The sequence below is a fragment of the Roseobacter litoralis Och 149 genome (genome assembly GCF_000154785.2).
GTDB lineage: Bacteria > Pseudomonadota > Alphaproteobacteria > Rhodobacterales > Rhodobacteraceae > Roseobacter > Roseobacter litoralis.
This window is the reverse complement of the sequence record NC_015730.1, coordinates 2,786,304-2,801,961: the sequence shown is the minus strand read 5'-3', so window position 1 is coordinate 2,801,961 and position 15,658 is coordinate 2,786,304. Positions and strand designations below refer to the sequence as shown.

Annotated in this window: 13 protein-coding genes; 10 read left to right on the top strand and 3 right to left on the bottom strand. The window is 55.7% G+C overall.

The features are described 5' to 3' along the window. Window positions 1–64 precede the first annotated feature (64 nt). A complete protein-coding gene (locus RLO149_RS13335) occupies window positions 65–1,249 on the top strand; it encodes a hypothetical protein (protein ID WP_013962619.1) in 1,185 nt (394 codons plus the stop codon). Beyond that, window positions 1,249–3,228, top strand: a complete 1,980-nt coding sequence (locus RLO149_RS13330; RefSeq protein ID WP_013962618.1) for a peptidoglycan -binding protein — start codon at window positions 1,249–1,251, stop codon at window positions 3,226–3,228. The genes RLO149_RS13335 and RLO149_RS13330 overlap by 1 nt, the downstream gene beginning before the upstream one ends. Before the next feature lie 584 nt (window positions 3,229–3,812). Here RLO149_RS13330 and clpA read toward each other — a convergent pair. Further along, the gene (gene clpA / locus RLO149_RS13325) at window positions 3,813–6,134 is read right to left on the bottom strand and encodes an ATP-dependent Clp protease ATP-binding subunit ClpA (RefSeq protein ID WP_013962617.1); all 2,322 of its coding nucleotides are present in this window, start codon (window positions 6,132–6,134) and stop codon (window positions 3,813–3,815) included. Window positions 6,135–6,309: 175 nt separating this feature from the next. After that, window positions 6,310–7,077 (bottom strand): hydroxyacylglutathione hydrolase, encoded by a 768-nt coding sequence (gloB, locus tag RLO149_RS13320; protein WP_013962616.1) that lies wholly within the window; start codon window positions 7,075–7,077, stop codon window positions 6,310–6,312. Window positions 7,078–7,140: 63 nt separating this feature from the next. On the opposite strand from gloB, the gene RLO149_RS13315 reads away from it, so the two are divergent. The 8 genes from RLO149_RS13315 to RLO149_RS13280 all read left to right on the top strand — a co-directional run bounded on the left by RLO149_RS13315 (window position 7,141) and on the right by RLO149_RS13280 (window position 14,597). Then, a complete protein-coding gene (locus RLO149_RS13315; RefSeq protein ID WP_013962615.1) occupies window positions 7,141–7,875 on the top strand; it encodes a class I SAM-dependent methyltransferase in 735 nt (244 codons plus the stop codon). Window positions 7,876–8,162: 287 nt separating this feature from the next. Then, on the top strand, window positions 8,163–8,723 hold the full coding sequence (locus RLO149_RS13310) for a F0F1 ATP synthase subunit delta (protein WP_013962614.1): 561 nt from the start codon (window positions 8,163–8,165) through the stop codon (window positions 8,721–8,723). Beyond that, window positions 8,724–10,262 carry a F0F1 ATP synthase subunit alpha gene (gene atpA, locus RLO149_RS13305; RefSeq protein WP_013962613.1) on the top strand — a complete coding sequence of 513 codons (1,539 nt, stop codon included), beginning with the start codon at window positions 8,724–8,726 and terminating at the stop codon, window positions 10,260–10,262. It abuts the gene before it with no gap. 14 nt (window positions 10,263–10,276) lie between these two features. Next, a complete protein-coding gene (locus RLO149_RS13300; RefSeq protein ID WP_013962612.1) occupies window positions 10,277–11,152 on the top strand; it encodes a F0F1 ATP synthase subunit gamma in 876 nt (291 codons plus the stop codon). Between the two features lie 19 nt (window positions 11,153–11,171). Beyond that, window positions 11,172–12,596 carry a F0F1 ATP synthase subunit beta gene (atpD, locus tag RLO149_RS13295; RefSeq protein ID WP_013962611.1) on the top strand — a complete coding sequence of 475 codons (1,425 nt, stop codon included), beginning with the start codon at window positions 11,172–11,174 and terminating at the stop codon, window positions 12,594–12,596. Window positions 12,597–12,608: 12 nt separating this feature from the next. Next, window positions 12,609–13,025: a F0F1 ATP synthase subunit epsilon gene (locus RLO149_RS13290; RefSeq protein ID WP_013962610.1), complete on the top strand. Its 417-nt coding sequence runs from the start codon at window positions 12,609–12,611 to the stop codon at window positions 13,023–13,025. Window positions 13,026–13,212: 187 nt separating this feature from the next. After that, window positions 13,213–13,836 carry a LysE family translocator gene (locus RLO149_RS13285; protein WP_013962609.1) on the top strand — a complete coding sequence of 208 codons (624 nt, stop codon included), beginning with the start codon at window positions 13,213–13,215 and terminating at the stop codon, window positions 13,834–13,836. 185 nt (window positions 13,837–14,021) lie between these two features. Then, window positions 14,022–14,597 carry a hypothetical protein gene (locus RLO149_RS13280; RefSeq protein ID WP_013962608.1) on the top strand — a complete coding sequence of 192 codons (576 nt, stop codon included), beginning with the start codon at window positions 14,022–14,024 and terminating at the stop codon, window positions 14,595–14,597. A gap of 21 nt (window positions 14,598–14,618) precedes the next feature. Here the strand turns inward: RLO149_RS13280 and RLO149_RS13275 are convergent, their stop codons facing one another. Then, on the bottom strand, window positions 14,619–15,638 hold the full coding sequence (locus RLO149_RS13275; RefSeq protein ID WP_013962607.1) for a ribose-phosphate pyrophosphokinase: 1,020 nt from the start codon (window positions 15,636–15,638) through the stop codon (window positions 14,619–14,621). Between the last annotated feature and the right edge of the window lie 20 nt (window positions 15,639–15,658).

The window sequence follows — 15,658 nt, the reverse complement described above, 5'->3', positions numbered from 1 at the left end:
TTCCTTTACGTTTCTGTGTAAACTACGCGTAGAGCAGAACAATAACGGTCAGGAGCGGGGACGCATGGCGTTACCAGACCTAGAAACCAGACCTGTCTTTTCCCAGCCGGTAAGACAAATCTCTTTGATGCTGATTGTGCTGGGACTGTCCGGTTTTGGTGTTTTTCTGGCACTGCCCAGCGTGTTGCCCGTGTTTCAGGCCAATCTCTACCTGAACGGCTTCATCATTTTTGTTTTCGCCATTGGCGTTGTGGCCTGTTTTTATCAGGTGTTGCAATTGATCGGTTCCGTGCGCTGGATCGAAGGGTTTGCGACGGGCACATTGGATTCCAGCACGAAGGCACCGCAGCTTCTGGCGCCGCTCGCGTCGCTGTTGCGTCAGCGTGGCGCACGGATGCAGGTCAATGCCTCGTCGTCCCGCTCCATCCTTGAATCGGTCGCGACGCGGATCGAAGAAGTGCGTGAAATCACGCGTTACATCGTCAGCATGCTGATTTTCCTTGGCCTTTTGGGTACTTTCTACGGGCTGGCTACAACTGTGCCCGCCCTTGTGGAGACCATAGGCAGCCTTGCCCCGCAGGACGGGGAGGGTGGTGTACAGGTCTTCAACCGGCTGATGAGCGGGCTGCAAGACCAGCTGGACGGTATGGGCGTTGCCTTTGCATCGTCCCTGTTGGGGCTGGCCGGGTCGCTGATTGTCGGACTGCTCGAACTTTTTGCAGGCCATGGGCAAAACCGTTTTTACCGCGAGCTCGAAGAGTGGCTCAGTTCAATCACACGGGTTGGATTTACTTCCGGGGATGAGGCGTCCGGCGATCAGCATGGCTTTGCGGGTGTTGTCGATCACATGACCGAGCAGATGGATACCCTGCAGCAAATGTTCCTGCACGCAGATCAGGGCCGAAACGAAGTAAACCAAACCCTTGGCGGTTTGGCTGCTTCGCTCGATAAGCTGACACAGAGGATGGAAGGGTCTGATCCTGCAAGTGCAGCGCTCGAACGGGTTGCTGCGGGTCAGGAAAGGCTAATTGCTCTGATTGAAATGCAAGGGCAGGGCGATGGGATCGATGCGGAAAGCAGAATGCGGCTGCGGTCCATTGACGTGCAGATGCTGCGCATTCTCGAAGAGATTTCTGCCGGACGCCAAGAGAGCCTTGCCGAGTTGCGCGCAGACATCAATCGCCTCGCCGAAGCGATCAAGCCGCGCGCACCAAGGCCTTTGGGTAAAACCACACCCGGAGACGGCTGATGGCGCTGTCGCGGCGAACAGGTGCTCGGTTTCAGGCGTCGATCTGGCCCGGATTTGTCGACGCCATGACGGGTCTTTTGCTGGTGCTGATGTTCGTTCTGACCATTTTCATGGTAGTGCAATTCGTCCTGACCGAGCGCATTACCGGTCAGGAAACCGAATTGGACCAACTGGCCGGTGAAGTTGCAGCACTCGCGCAGGCCCTCGGTTTGGAAGAGCAGACGAGTGCACAACTAAGGGGTCGTGTCGGTGAGTTGGATGCGACATTAAGTGATGCACAAGCGCGCATCGCGGCCTTAACCACGACGCGCGACGCGCAGGCCCAAGCCCTGTCGCAAGCACAGACACGGATCACGGATTTTGAGGCGCAGGTCGCGGCATTGATAACGCAGCGGGACGCAGCCTTGGGAACCGTTTCCTCATTGGAGGACGCCCGTGCGGCACTGGAGGCGGCGCAAGCCGAGCTGACCAGTGAACGGGACGCTTTGAATTCGGCATTGGCGGCTTCGCGTTCAGAGGTTGACTTGCAAGCAGAAGAGGCCCGGTTGGCCGCAGCCCGTCGTGAAGCGCTTGAAGCGCTCGTGGCGGACCTCGAAGGGCAGAATACACAAGCACAGGGTCAGATTCTGGAATTGACCGCTCAGGTGGACGACGCGGCTCAGGCGTTGTCACAAGAGGAAGCAGGGCGGCTGGCCGAGGCTGCTGCCGCAGAACTGCTGCGCGCGCGCCTTCAGGATGCGGACGCTGAACTCACCGCAATGACCTTGGCGTTAGAACGCCAGCGACAAGAGGCAGAAGAGACGTTGACCCTATTGGCCGCGGCACGGGCGGCAGAAGCGGATTTGGATGAGGAACTTGCCGCAGCGTTGCTCGCGATCGACGGGTTTGAGGCGCAAGAGGCTGAGGCTCAAACGGTGCAAGAGGCCTTGAGGGCGTCGCAAACAGAGCAAGACCTGATCGCGGCGCGGCTCGCGCAGGTTTTGGCCGACTTGGATGCCGCGCAGAGGACGGCTGCGTTGGAAGCAGCTGCGCGGGCGGCAGCAGAGGCGTTGGCCTTAGAGACGCAACAGGACGCCGAATCTGGTGCCGCTGCACTGCGCGCTCAACTTGCGGCGGCGCTGGCGGCAAAGCAGGCTGCGGAAATACTGGCTGCTGACACCACATCTGAAGTGGAGCGTCGCGCATCTCTTTTGGCGCAGGCGCGTAACGAATTGGCGCAACAGGAACAAATCAGCGAGCGGGCGCAGCGGCAGACAGAGCTGCTAAACCAACAGGTTGCCGCATTGCGGACTCAGTTGGGTGATTTGCAGGCGGTGCTGGACGATGCAAAAGAACGTGATACTGCGCAACAGGTGCAACTGCAGTCGCTCGGTTCGGAATTGAACACGGCCTTGGCACGTGTGGCCGCCGAAGAACGCCGCAGGGCGGAGTTGGAAGAGGCCGAACGCTTAAGATTGCAGGAAGAAAAGGCGCGCCTTGAGGCTGAGGCCGCGCGTCTGACCGCCGAGACAAAGAACCTGGAGCAATACCGCTCAGAGTTTTTTGGACGGTTGAGGGATGTGCTGGGGCGGCAAGAAGGCGTTCGAATTGAAGGCGACCGTTTCGTTTTCTCTTCTGAGGTGCTGTTCGAGCCCGCGCGCGCGGATTTGTCTGCCGAAGGTCAGCAGGAAATCGCGAAGGTTGCACGGATTCTTTCAAGCATCGCAGATGAAATTCCACCGGAAATTGACTGGATCATTCGCGTGGACGGTCATACTGATAACTTGCCCCTTTCCGGTGTCGGACAGTTTGCCGACAATTGGGAGTTAAGTCAGGGGCGCGCATTGTCCGTTGTGAAATACATGGTGGAAAGCCTTGGTATTCCGCCGAACCGTCTTGCGGCGAACGGGTTTGGTGAGTTTCAGCCTGTGGCAGTGGAAAACACCCCGCAAGCACGGGCGCAAAACCGTCGGATCGAGTTGAAGTTTACAGAGCGCTAGAACGCCAGCGGTTCGGTTTTGGCGTGTAATCTTTCAGGTAGGATGTGACAGTCGTTGGTTGGCTGTCACATTGAAGTATGTTTGCGCGCTTACCAGCTCCAGTGGCTGGGTTTTGGTTTCAAGTAATCAAAAATGGGGTGCCCCGTGCCGGCCCATTGGCGTCATACACCAAACGCAAACGGTGCCTCAGCATTGGTTGAATAGAGAGTAAATGCGAAGCAACCGGAAATATCATTGGACATATGTCCCAAGCGGGAAATTGAGAGGCGGAACTGACTCTGCGACTTGGTTCGGCTGATTAGCCTCATGTTTGAGGAATTTAACACAGGTGTTCAGGATTTTGCTTACGTCGTTCTAACGTAAGTGCAGCTCGCCATGAAACGGACGTGCATGATCGCTTTCAGCACTTGCCCAATCCAATTCCAGCCGTTTTGGAGCCGTTTCAGATCGGACCGCTCGTTATTTTTGCCATGCAGACCAGCGCTACTTCATTTTCCCGGGTTAGTTGATCCGATGCTGGAAAAGCAAAAAACCTCTCCGTTCACAGCGGAGAGGTTTAATTTAGCGTTTCGAACGAAGACGCCTTACTCGGCGGTCAGAAGAGGAGGTTTATCCCCAGCCAGCCGCGGTTTGTCAGGCCCTTCGATCTGCAGATCGATTTCGCCATTTTTGACGCCCACTTTGACGACGCCGCCTTTTGCAAGCTTGCCGAAGAGCAAATCCTCTGCCAGCGGCTTCTTGATGTACTCCTGTATGACGCGACCGAGCGGGCGCGCACCCATTTTGGAATCGTAGCCTTTGTCAGCGAGCCATTCTGCTGCGGGTTTCGTCAATTCGATTGTAACGTTTCTGTCCATCAATTGGGCTTCGAGTTGCAACACGAATTTCTCGACCACACGCAAGATTACCTCTTTCGGCAATGGAGCGAAGCTGATCACCGCATCCAGTCTGTTGCGGAATTCAGGTGTGAATGTGCGTTCAATTGCGGCTGTGTCTTCGCCTTCGCGTCGATCACGACCGAACCCTATTGCTTCTTTCGCCTGTTCAGCGGCACCCGCGTTGGAGGTCATGATCAATACAACGTTGCGGAAATCAACGGTTCTGCCATTGTGATCCGTCAATTTGCCGTGATCCATGACCTGCAAGAGAATGTTGTACACATCCGGGTGCGCTTTCTCCATCTCGTCCAGCAGCAAGACGCAGTGGGGATGTTGGTCAACGCCATCTGTCAGCATGCCGCCTTGGTCGAAACCCACGTATCCGGGAGGGGCACCGATCAGTCGTGAAACGGCGTGTTTCTCCATATATTCGGACATATCAAAGCGTAAAAGCTCCACGCCCAGCGTGTCTGCCAGTTGTTTGGCAACTTCAGTCTTGCCAACCCCGGTTGGTCCGGCAAAGAGATAGTTACCGATGGGCTTTTCTGGCTCACGCAAACCCGCCCGGGCAAGCTTGATGGCGGATGACAGCGCTTCAATGGCTGCGTTTTGACCGAACACGACGCGTTTCAGCGACCCCTCGAGGTCTTTGAGCACCTCTGCATCATCTTTCGACACATTTTTAGGTGGAATACGCGCGATTTTCGCCACGACGTTTTCAATTTCTCTCGTGCCAATCGTTTTGCGACGTTTCGCGGCGACGACCAGGTGCTGTGCAGCGCCGGCTTCGTCGATCACGTCAATGGCGCTGTCGGGTAGTTTGCGGTCGTTGATATAGCGTGATGCCAGTTCGACGCTCGTCTTGATGGCGTCCGCTGTGTATTTTACGGAGTGGTGATCCTCAAAATAGGGCTTCAATCCCCGCAGAATCTTGACTGCGTCTTCGACAGAAGGCTCATTGACATCGATTTTCTGGAAACGACGGCTCAATGCGCGGTCCTTCTCGAAGTGCTGACGGAATTCTTTGTAGGTGGTTGATCCCATCGTGCGCAGCTTACCACCGGCCAAAGCGGGTTTCAGTAAGTTGGACGCGTCCATCGCGCCGCCTGACGTCGCGCCCGCGCCGATCACAGTGTGAATTTCGTCAATGAAAAGAACGGCGTCTTTGTGATCTTCCAATTCGGACACCACGGACTTCAAGCGCTCTTCGAAATCGCCACGATATCGTGTTCCGGCCAGCAGCGCGCCCATATCGAGCGAGTAAATGGTCGTCTCTGCAAGGACCTCGGGTGTCTCGCCAGCAACGATTTTACGTGCCAACCCTTCGGCAATTGCCGTTTTTCCAACGCCGGGGTCGCCGACCAGAAGCGGGTTATTCTTGCGTCTGCGGCACAAGACCTGAATGCAACGCTCCACTTCGGAGGCGCGCCCGATAAGGGGATCGATATCGCCCTCTCGGGATTTGGCGTTCAAATCCACGCAGTATTTTTCAAGCGCGCTTTCTTTCTTTTCGCCCTCTGTAACACCCTGCGTCTCTTCTTCAGCTTCTGGCGCGCCGGAAACGGGGCGCGGTTCGCCATATGCGGGGTCCTTTGCAACACCATGCGCGATGAAATTCACCGCATCATAGCGGGTCATATCCTGCTCTTGCAGGAAATACGCTGCATTGCTTTCCCGTTCCGCGAAAATCGCAACGAGCACATTCGCGCCGGTCACTTCTGTGCGGCCAGAGGATTGCACATGGATCGCGGCGCGCTGAATGACGCGCTGAAACGCGGCGGTCGGCACCGCTTCGGATCCGTCTATATCGGTGACCAGATTGCTCAGATCCTCGTCGACAAACTCAACGAGTGTCCTGCGAAGATCATCCGTATCCACGCTGCAGGCTTTCATAACGCGGGACGCGTCAGGCTCGTCAATCAGTGCCAGCAACAAATGTTCCAGCGTGGCAAATTCGTGGCGACGCGCATTTGCGAGTGCCAATGCCGAATGGATTGCCTGTTCCAGTGTCGTTGAAAATGAAGGCACGTTGTGTGCTCCTTCTGATCGGGGTCGGTATCAGAGCCAAAGGATATCAGCCCATCATCCAACCATAGCCTCATTAAGTTAGAGTTTGGTTGATCGTAGCGCAGCTTCAAGTTTTTTCTTCATTTTTCCATTCACAATTTGCGATTCCGGCTGCGTTCCGGTCACGTTGTGGGCGTTAGAATGCGTCTTTGCGGGCTCGAATTTCAGCAAAAACTTCGCTGTCGCTCGCGTGCTGCATATTCAAGTGCGCGCGGATGGTCGGGTCGGCGGCGCGCAGAAAGGGGTTTGTCGCGGCTTCTGTCGCCAAGCTTGATGGAACTGTGGGCTTTCCCGCCGTGCGCGACGCCGCTATGCCCTGTGATCGCGATATAAGGTCAGAATTATGCGGGTCAATGGTTAACGCAAACCTAGCGTTGGCGGCGGTGTATTCATGACCCGAATATATCTGCGTATCGGGCGGCAATACGGCGAGTTTGCTCAGGCTTTTCCACATCTGATCTGCTGTACCCTCAAACAGGCGTCCACAGCCCAACGCCATCAGGCTGTCAGCGGTGAACACAGCCTTGGCGTCCGCACAATAGTACGCAATGTGTCCGATGGTGTGGCCGGATACATCCATCACCTCTACCTCGTGGCCCGCGAAATCAAAACTTTCGCCGTCGCCCAACGCAAAGTCCAATGCTGGCAACCGGTGCGAATCGTCGGCCGCGCCCCGAACTTTGGCGGGATGCGCAGTTAGAACGTCGGCAAGGCCCTGAACATGGTCTGCATGATGGTGCGTGATCCAGACCTCGGACAAGTGCCATTGCCTGTCCGCCAGCGCCTTGAGGATCGCATCCGCCTCAGGAACATCAATCAACGCCGTTTGTCCTGTCGCATCATCATGCACAAGATAAGCGTAGTTATCGCTCAGGCAGGGAATGGTCAGGATCTCAAGGGGCATGGTCATTTTCCTCCGGCTTTGCGACACTGCTTGCAAGAGTGACCGATCACGAGGCTGCCTGCAATGCATCTGGACGTACAGGACCTGCGAAATTTCTACTACCGCAGTGCTCTGGGGCGGGCGGCGCAGATGTCTTTGCGCAGCAGAATGATGGAAATCTGGCCCGAGGCGAAGGGGCAGACCGTGGTTGGGTTCGGGTTTGCTGCGCCCTTGTTGCGCCCTTATCTCAAAGACGCGCGCCGGGTGATGGCCTTGATGCCGGGCCCCCAAGGGGTCATGCCATGGCCGTCGGGCTTGCCCAATGTCTCTGTGCTGACCGAAGAAGTCGCCTGGCCCATCGAAACCGGTCATGTCGACAAGCTGGTTTTGCTGCACGGTCTTGAGACGTCGGAACGGGCCTCCGATCTGCTGGAGGAATGCTGGCGGGTGCTCGGTCCCGGCGGGCGCGCCTTATTTATTGTGCCGAACCGAGCGGGGTTGTGGGCGCGGCGCGACCGCACGCCTTTCGGCTATGGAAGACCCTATTCGACCAGTCAGCTTGAAACACAGCTGCGCAAACATCAGTTTTTACCTGAACGTCACCTCGGCGCGCTTTATCAGGTGCCATCATCGCAACGGTTGTGGATGAAATCAGGCGCAGCACTTGAGAAAATCGGACGCCGCATGCCGACATTTATTGCCAGCGGTGCTTTCATGGTCGAGGCGACCAAACTGGTCTACCCACCAAAGGGCAAAGTTGAACCAAAACGTCGCGTCGCCCCGGTTAGTGTTTTGAAACCGTCCGTCAAACCAGTCTGATTTACATCAACTGATGAAAGTTTCGGCACTGCAGAATCGCAATCTGACCTGCTTTACCTCGCAAAAACGAAACTTTTTGCCGGGCCAAACCGTCGCACTTTAGCCAAGCACCTGAAAACATGGGAAAACCGCTGAAATGAACAAATGCTAAGACATGTTGCGGGGTGGAACCTCCTCTGCTACATCACCGCTGATTTCGTCGGTCAGAGGCAACTTTGACCGCACCAACTTCTTAGACCTCGCGGTTTTTGCGCGTACGTCGGGACCAGAACATCGGAAGGGTGGACGTGTCAGAACCAGCTTCGATTTCCACTAGCATTGCTGCGCGTTATGCAACGGCTGTCTATGATATTGCAAAAGACTCAAAATCAGTAAAATCGCTGGAAGATGATATAAACGTCTTGCAAAGCGCACTTTCAGAAAGCGCTGATTTCGGTGCTTTGTTGAGTTCTCCAATCTACACCAGAGAAGAGCAGGAAGCCGCTATTACGGCGCTTGCATCAAAAATGGGGCTGAGCACGACAATGGCGAGCACATTGTCCCTGATGGCTCAGAAGCGGAGACTGTTCGTTGTCCCTCAACTGCTGTCCACGCTGCGTGCGATCATCGCAGAGGATAAAGGCGAAGTAACCGCCGATGTGGTCTCGGCCAAAGCGCTGACGAAAACACAGGCCGATAAGCTGGCCAAAACGCTCAAAGCCTCCACAGGCAAAACTGTCACATTGAATGCGTCCGTTGATGAAAGCCTCATCGGCGGTCTCGTCGTTAAAGTCGGTTCGCGCATGATTGATACGTCAATCCGCTCGAAACTGAATTCCCTCCAGAATGCAATGAAAGAGGTCGGATAAATGGGTATCCAAGCAGCAGAAATTTCTGCGATCCTGAAGGACCAGATCAAGAATTTCGGTCAAGAAGCTGAAGTGGCCGAGGTTGGTCGTGTGCTCTCCGTCGGTGACGGGATCGCGCGGGTCTACGGGCTGGACAATGTTCAGGCTGGTGAAATGGTCGAATTCCCCGGTGGTATTCAGGGCATGGCGCTGAACCTTGAGTCCGACAACGTCGGTGTGGTTATTTTCGGCTCCGACCGGGACATCAAAGAAGGCGACACCGTCAAGCGCACAAACTCGATCGTGTCCGTGCCGACCGGTGACGAGCTTTTGGGCCGTGTGGTCGATGGCCTCGGCAATCCGATTGACGGCAAAGGTCCGATCAACGCCAAGACATCCTCTGTTGCGGACGTCAAAGCGCCGGGCATCATCCCGCGTAAATCGGTGCATGAGCCGATGGCGACTGGTCTCAAGGCCGTCGATTCGATGATCCCGATTGGCCGTGGTCAGCGTGAGTTGATCATTGGTGACCGTCAGACCGGCAAAACCGCCGTTGCTCTGGACGCGATCCTGAACCAGAAGTCCTATAATGACGCTGCGGGCGACGACGAGAGCAAGAAACTCTACTGCGTATACGTTGCGATTGGTCAGAAGCGCTCGACTGTTGCGCAGTTGGTCAAGAAACTCGAAGAAACCGGCGCCATCAACTATTCCATCGTTGTGGCCGCGACAGCTTCCGAGCCTGCACCGATGCAGTTCCTCGCGCCTTATTCCGCAACATCGATGGCTGAGCATTTCCGCGATAATGGCCGCCATGCGCTGATCGTGTATGATGACCTCAGCAAACAGGCGGTTTCCTATCGTCAGATGTCCCTGTTGCTGCGCCGTCCACCGGGCCGTGAAGCTTATCCCGGTGATGTTTTCTATCTTCACTCCCGTTTGCTTGAACGGTCCGCTAAACTTGGTGATGCGGCGGGCAACGGCTCGCTGACAGCGCTGCCGATAATCGAAACCCAAGGTGGTGACGTTTCGGCCTTTATTCCGACAAACGTGATTTCGATCACCGACGGTCAGATCTTCCTCGAAACGGAACTGTTTTATCAGGGTATCCGCCCAGCGGTGAACACCGGTCTTTCGGTATCGCGTGTTGGATCCTCGGCGCAAACATCGGCGATGTCTTCTGTTGCTGGACCCGTCAAGTTGTCCTTGGCTCAGTACCGTGAAATGGCGGCCTTCGCGCAGTTCGGGTCCGACCTCGACGCGTCTACTCAGCAGCTGCTTGCCCGTGGCGCGCGCCTGACCGAGTTGATGAAGCAGTCGCAGTATTCGCCTTTGACAAACGCCGAGATCGTATGCGTCATTTTCGCGGGAACCAATGGCTTCCTCGACAAAGTCGACGTCAAAGACGTGGGCCGTTTTGAAACCGGGTTGCTGAACTTCATGCGCGCCAAGAAGAGCGATGTGCTTGACTGGATTACCAACGATGATCCCAAGATCAAGGGTGATGCGGCAGACAAGCTTAAAGCTGCGATAAGTGAATTCGCCTCTGACTTCGCGTAAGGGGACCCAAGGCAATGCCTAATCTCAAGGATCTCAAAAACAGGATCGCGTCGGTCAAATCGACCCGCAAGATCACCAAAGCCATGCAAATGGTGGCCGCGGCGAAACTGCGCCGCGCGCAGGAAGCGGCCGAGCAATCGCGTCCCTACACTGAGCGCTTCAACGCGGTCATGGCAGGGTTGGCGTCTTCGGTTGGCGGGTCTGATTCCGCTCCGAAGTTGCTGTCCGGTACGGGCAGCGACAAGGTGCAGTTGTTGATCGTCATGACCTCCGAGCGCGGACTGTGTGGTGGTTTCAACACCAACATCGCCAAGCTGGCCCGTGCGCATGCCCAAAAGCTGCAGGGTGAAGGTAATGAAGTCAAAATCCTTACGGTCGGCAAAAAAGGGCGTGATCAACTTAAACGCGAACTCGGCTCACTTTTCATTGGGCACGTTGATCTCACCGAGATCAAGCGTGTCAGCTATGTTGACGCACAAGGCATCGCAAAAGATGTGTTGAACCGCTTTGATGTGGGCGAATTTGACGTGGCGACGATCTTCTATGCGAAGTTCGTGAATGTTGTCAGCCAGATCCCGACAGCGCAGCAAATCATCCCGGCCAAATTCGAAGAGCAAGAGGGCGATGAGGCCTCGACACTGTTCGATTACGAGCCGGATGAAGAGGCCATTCTGGCTGATCTGCTGCCACGCGGTGTCGCGACGCAGATATTCTCGGCACTGCTCGAAAATGGCGCATCCGAGCAAGGCGCAAGGATGTCTGCAATGGACAACGCGACGCGCAACGCGGGCGAGATGATCGACAACCTGACCATCGAGTACAACCGTTCACGTCAGGCCGTCATCACAAACGAGTTGATCGAAATCATTTCCGGCGCGGAAGCGCTGTAGAACAAATCGGAGAAACGACATGGCAAATGCAGTCGGCAAAATCACACAAGTCATCGGCGCGGTCGTTGACGTTCAGTTCGGGGATCACCTGCCGGAGATTCTGAACGCTCTGGAAACAGACAACAATGGCAACCGTCTGGTGCTCGAAGTGGCACAGCACCTTGGTGAAAACACCGTACGTGCGATCGCGATGGACGCGACAGAAGGGTTGGTCCGCGGTCAGACTGTGACCGACACCGATGGCCCGATTTCGATCCCGGTAGGGAACGCAACTTTGGGTCGCATCATGAACGTCGTGGGCGAGCCCATTGACGAAAAGGGCCCGGTTGAATCGGACGAGAAACGTTCAATCCACCAGGAAGCACCGGCTTTCGCCGAACAATCCACATCCTCCGAAGTGCTGGAAACCGGCATCAAGGTGATTGACCTTCTGGCCCCTTACGCAAAGGGCGGTAAGATTGGTCTGTTCGGGGGTGCCGGCGTTGGTAAAACCGTTCTCATCATGGAACTCATCAACAACATCGCCAAAGTGCACTCGGGCTTTTCCGTATTCGCCGGCGTGGGGGAGCGGACCCGTGAAGGCAACGACCTTTACCACGAGATGATCGAATCCGCCGTTATTGTTCCTGACAACCTGACCGAGTCCAAAGTGGCGCTGGTCTACGGCCAGATGAACGAACCTCCCGGCGCGCGTATGCGTGTGGCTCTGACGGGTCTGACACTGGCCGAACAGTTCCGCGACCAGTCCGGTACCGACGTTCTGTTCTTTGTGGATAACATCTTCCGCTTTACGCAAGCGGGTTCCGAGGTTTCCGCTCTCTTGGGTCGTATCCCCTCCGCTGTGGGCTATCAGCCGACACTGGCTACCGACATGGGCCAGATGCAGGAACGCATCACATCCACCAAAGCGGGATCGATTACCTCCGTGCAAGCGGTTTACGTGCCTGCGGATGACTTGACCGACCCCGCGCCTGCAACGTCCTTTGCGCACCTTGATGCGACAACGGTTCTGTCGCGTGCGATCTCCGAACTCGGCATCTATCCGGCGGTTGACCCGCTCGATTCCACATCACGTTTGATGGACCCGCAGGTTTTGGGGGAAGAGCATTACAATGTGGCGCGTGACGTGCAGGGTATTCTGCAACGCTACAAATCGCTTCAGGACATTATCGCGATCCTCGGCATGGACGAATTGAGCGAAGAAGACAAACTGACCGTGGCCCGTGCCCGGAAAATCCAGCGCTTCTTGTCCCAGCCGTTCGACGTTGCGAAGGTCTTCACCGGCTCTGACGGTAAGCAGGTTCCTTTGACCGAGACAATCGAGAGCTTCAAAGCGGTTGTGGCTGGCGAGTATGACCACCTGCCCGAAGGTGCGTTCTACATGGTCGGTGGCATCGAAGAAGTGAAAGCGAAAGCTGAACAAATGGCGGCAGACGCCGCTTAAGGAGCCTGATCAATGGCAGATACAGTCCAATTCGACCTCGTCTCGCCTGAACGTTTGCTTGCCTCCGTGCAGGTGACGGCAGTGCAGATTCCGGGTGCCGATGGCGACATGACGGCGATGCCTGACCATGCGCCGACCATCACCACCCTGCGCCCCGGCCTGCTGGTGACCGAAGGCCCTGATGGTACGTCGGAATACGTCGTCACAGGCGGTTTCGCTGAAATCACCGCAAGCAGTATTTCTGTTCTGGCCGAGCGTGCAATCCCTAAGACGGAAGTCACCAAGGCGGATCATGACGCGATGGTGAAAGAAGCCGAAGAAGCGCTTGCCAAGGCCAAAGAGGCCTTCTCGAACGAACCTGGCCCAGTCGATGATGCGGCCAAATTGTTGGCGGATATGGTCGCAGTCGGTGACCACATCACACTCTGATCGCTTCGGGTAGAATACTGTAAAGGCCTCGCTGATCTGCGGGGCCTTTTTTTGTCGCGACGGTCAGCTTTGAGCCCACTTTGACCGATGCTGGGCAGGGCAAAAAGGGCAGTTTGTTTAAGCTCGACACAGCTCAATCAGTTGATAATGTGCTGATTAACCAATCAGTGATGAGTGGAGTTGACCTATGGACCCGATACTTTTCTTGGCTTTTCTGACGACGACTCTTGTCTTTTTGGCAGTGCCCGGACCTTCAGTGGCATTTGCCACCGCGCAGGCCCTCCGACATGGACCAAGGGCCGCCTATGTGGCGGTTGCAGGCGACGCACTTGGCACGATGGTTCATGTCACTGTGGCGGTTGTGGGCCTTACCGCGCTGGTTGCATTGTCCGAACTGATCCTGCCGTTCCTTCAAATTCTTGGCGGAATTTTCATCCTTTGGATGGCACGGACTGCGTTTAAGAATATTGGGAAACCAGCGGATTATGCGCCGACCCCGTCAGACAAAGCTACCTTTTGGGCGGGTTTCTTTGCATGTGTGACCAATCCCAAAGCCATCGTATTCTTCGTTGCACTCTTTCCAGCTTTCATTTCACCGGAACACAACGTCTTTCTTCAAGGTGCAGTTTATGGCGGGATCTTCATCGTTTTGGATGCTTTGTCCATCCTAACCTATGCGCTATTAACGACCGCCGCCGTTAAAAGAACCACATCACGCTGGCTCAGCGGAGATTTTCTTAGCGGCTTGGGTTTAACGGGCGTCGGCGTCGCTATGGTGATCAAAGGCTATCGCTCGATCCCATCGAGTTAGCCGATAATCAGCTGTTGGCGCACCCGCAGCGAAAGGGGGCTTTGTCCCGCAACATGGCCATTAACTAAGACAATAAAGAACACGCGACCGATAGGTCAATTCTACGTGCTCATATTCACTTTGCGGCTGCGCTCTGGCGGTGAATACCGTAGCCTGTCGTTGTGTTCAGACCAATGAGGCAAGACATGACGCGGGTTTTTTCTTTCGTAACTGTGATAGGGGTGGCTGTTCTTCTGGCCGCTTGCTCACCCGCTCCCAGAGACGTGACGCAGGACGATATAAACATGCTCGCCCGTCAGATCCGCAACCTCAGCCCCGAAGTTGACCCCGCTGAGGCGGACCGCGCTGCTTTTATTGCCTATACCTATTCATTGCAGCTGGCCGAAGAGTATAACGTCACCGACAACCCGATCATCCACAACGCAAAGGTCAATAATGGTTGGCGCGCGCGTGGGTTGTGCGTGCATTGGGCTGAGGATATCGAAAAACGCTTGAATGCTGAAGGTTTTCAGACACTCGAAATGCACCGAGCGATTGCAGAAGGTAGTGAGCTTCGGATCGACCACAGCACGGCAATCATCAGTGCGCGGGGCGACACGATGAACGACGGCGTCGTATTGGACCCGTGGCGCACGGGTGGTTTGCTTTATTGGTCGCGGACGCTGGACGATCAACGCTATTTCTGGGAGCCGCAGCAGCTTGTTCTTGAACGCAAGTACCAGGCCAAGCTGGAGCGCAAGGGCGGCCCGGCCCCGGATTAAACCGACGCCGGTTCCGAAGCTTTATTCAGCCGCATACATCCCATCATAAATCGGGCCAAGCGTTTCAGCTTCGAACAGAGATGACACAGATGTCCCATTCCAGATATTCAGAATGGCCTGCGCAAAGACAGGCGCCGTTGGTACAATCCTGATGTTGGGGGCGGCCTTGACCGCATCGGTGGGGGCGATGGTGTCTGTGATCACCAGCGATTTCATCACCGAGTTTGTCACACGTTCGACGGCTGGGCCGGACATGATGCCATGCGTGATATAGGAATGCACTTCGTTCGCGCCGTGCTCGATCAGAACCTGCGCCGCCTTGCAAAGCGTACCGGCCGTATCGCACATATCATCCACAATGATGCAGGTTTTCCCCGTAACGTCGCCGATCACTTTCATTTCTGCAATCTCGCCCGGCTTTTCACGCCGTTTGTCCACAATCGCGAGGGGGGAATTGATCCGTTTGGCCAATTCACGGGCGCGGGCCACGCCCCCGACGTCAGGCGATACGATCATGAGCTCATCCATCCGGCCTTTGAACTCGCTTTTGATATCAAGGGCGAAAATCGGTGAGGCATAAAGGTTATCGACGGGAATATCGAAAAACCCCTGAATTTGCGCGGCATGCAGATCCATGGTCAAGACCCGTTCGATACCTGTCCCGACCAGCATGTTGGCAACGAGTTTGGCGGTGATGGGTGTGCGTGCTTTTGTGCGGCGGTCTTGCCGTGCATAGCCAAAATAGGGCAGCACCGCTGTGACCCGCGCCGCTGAAGAGCGTCGCAGGGCATCTGCCATGATCAACAATTCCATCAGGTTGTCATTGGCCGGGTTGGACGTTGACTGGAGAATGAACATATCCTCGCCACGCACGTTCTCGAACACTTCGACAAAAATTTCACCGTCGTTGAACCGCTCAACCCGAGCGTCCACCAGTCCGACAGGAACGCCGCGGTGCATGCTCATGCGTCGCGCGATACCTTGTGCAAGGGGCATATTTGCATTTCCAGAGATCAGCTTGGGTTCTTGGACATGTGGCATGGGAGGTGTTTCCGAGATTA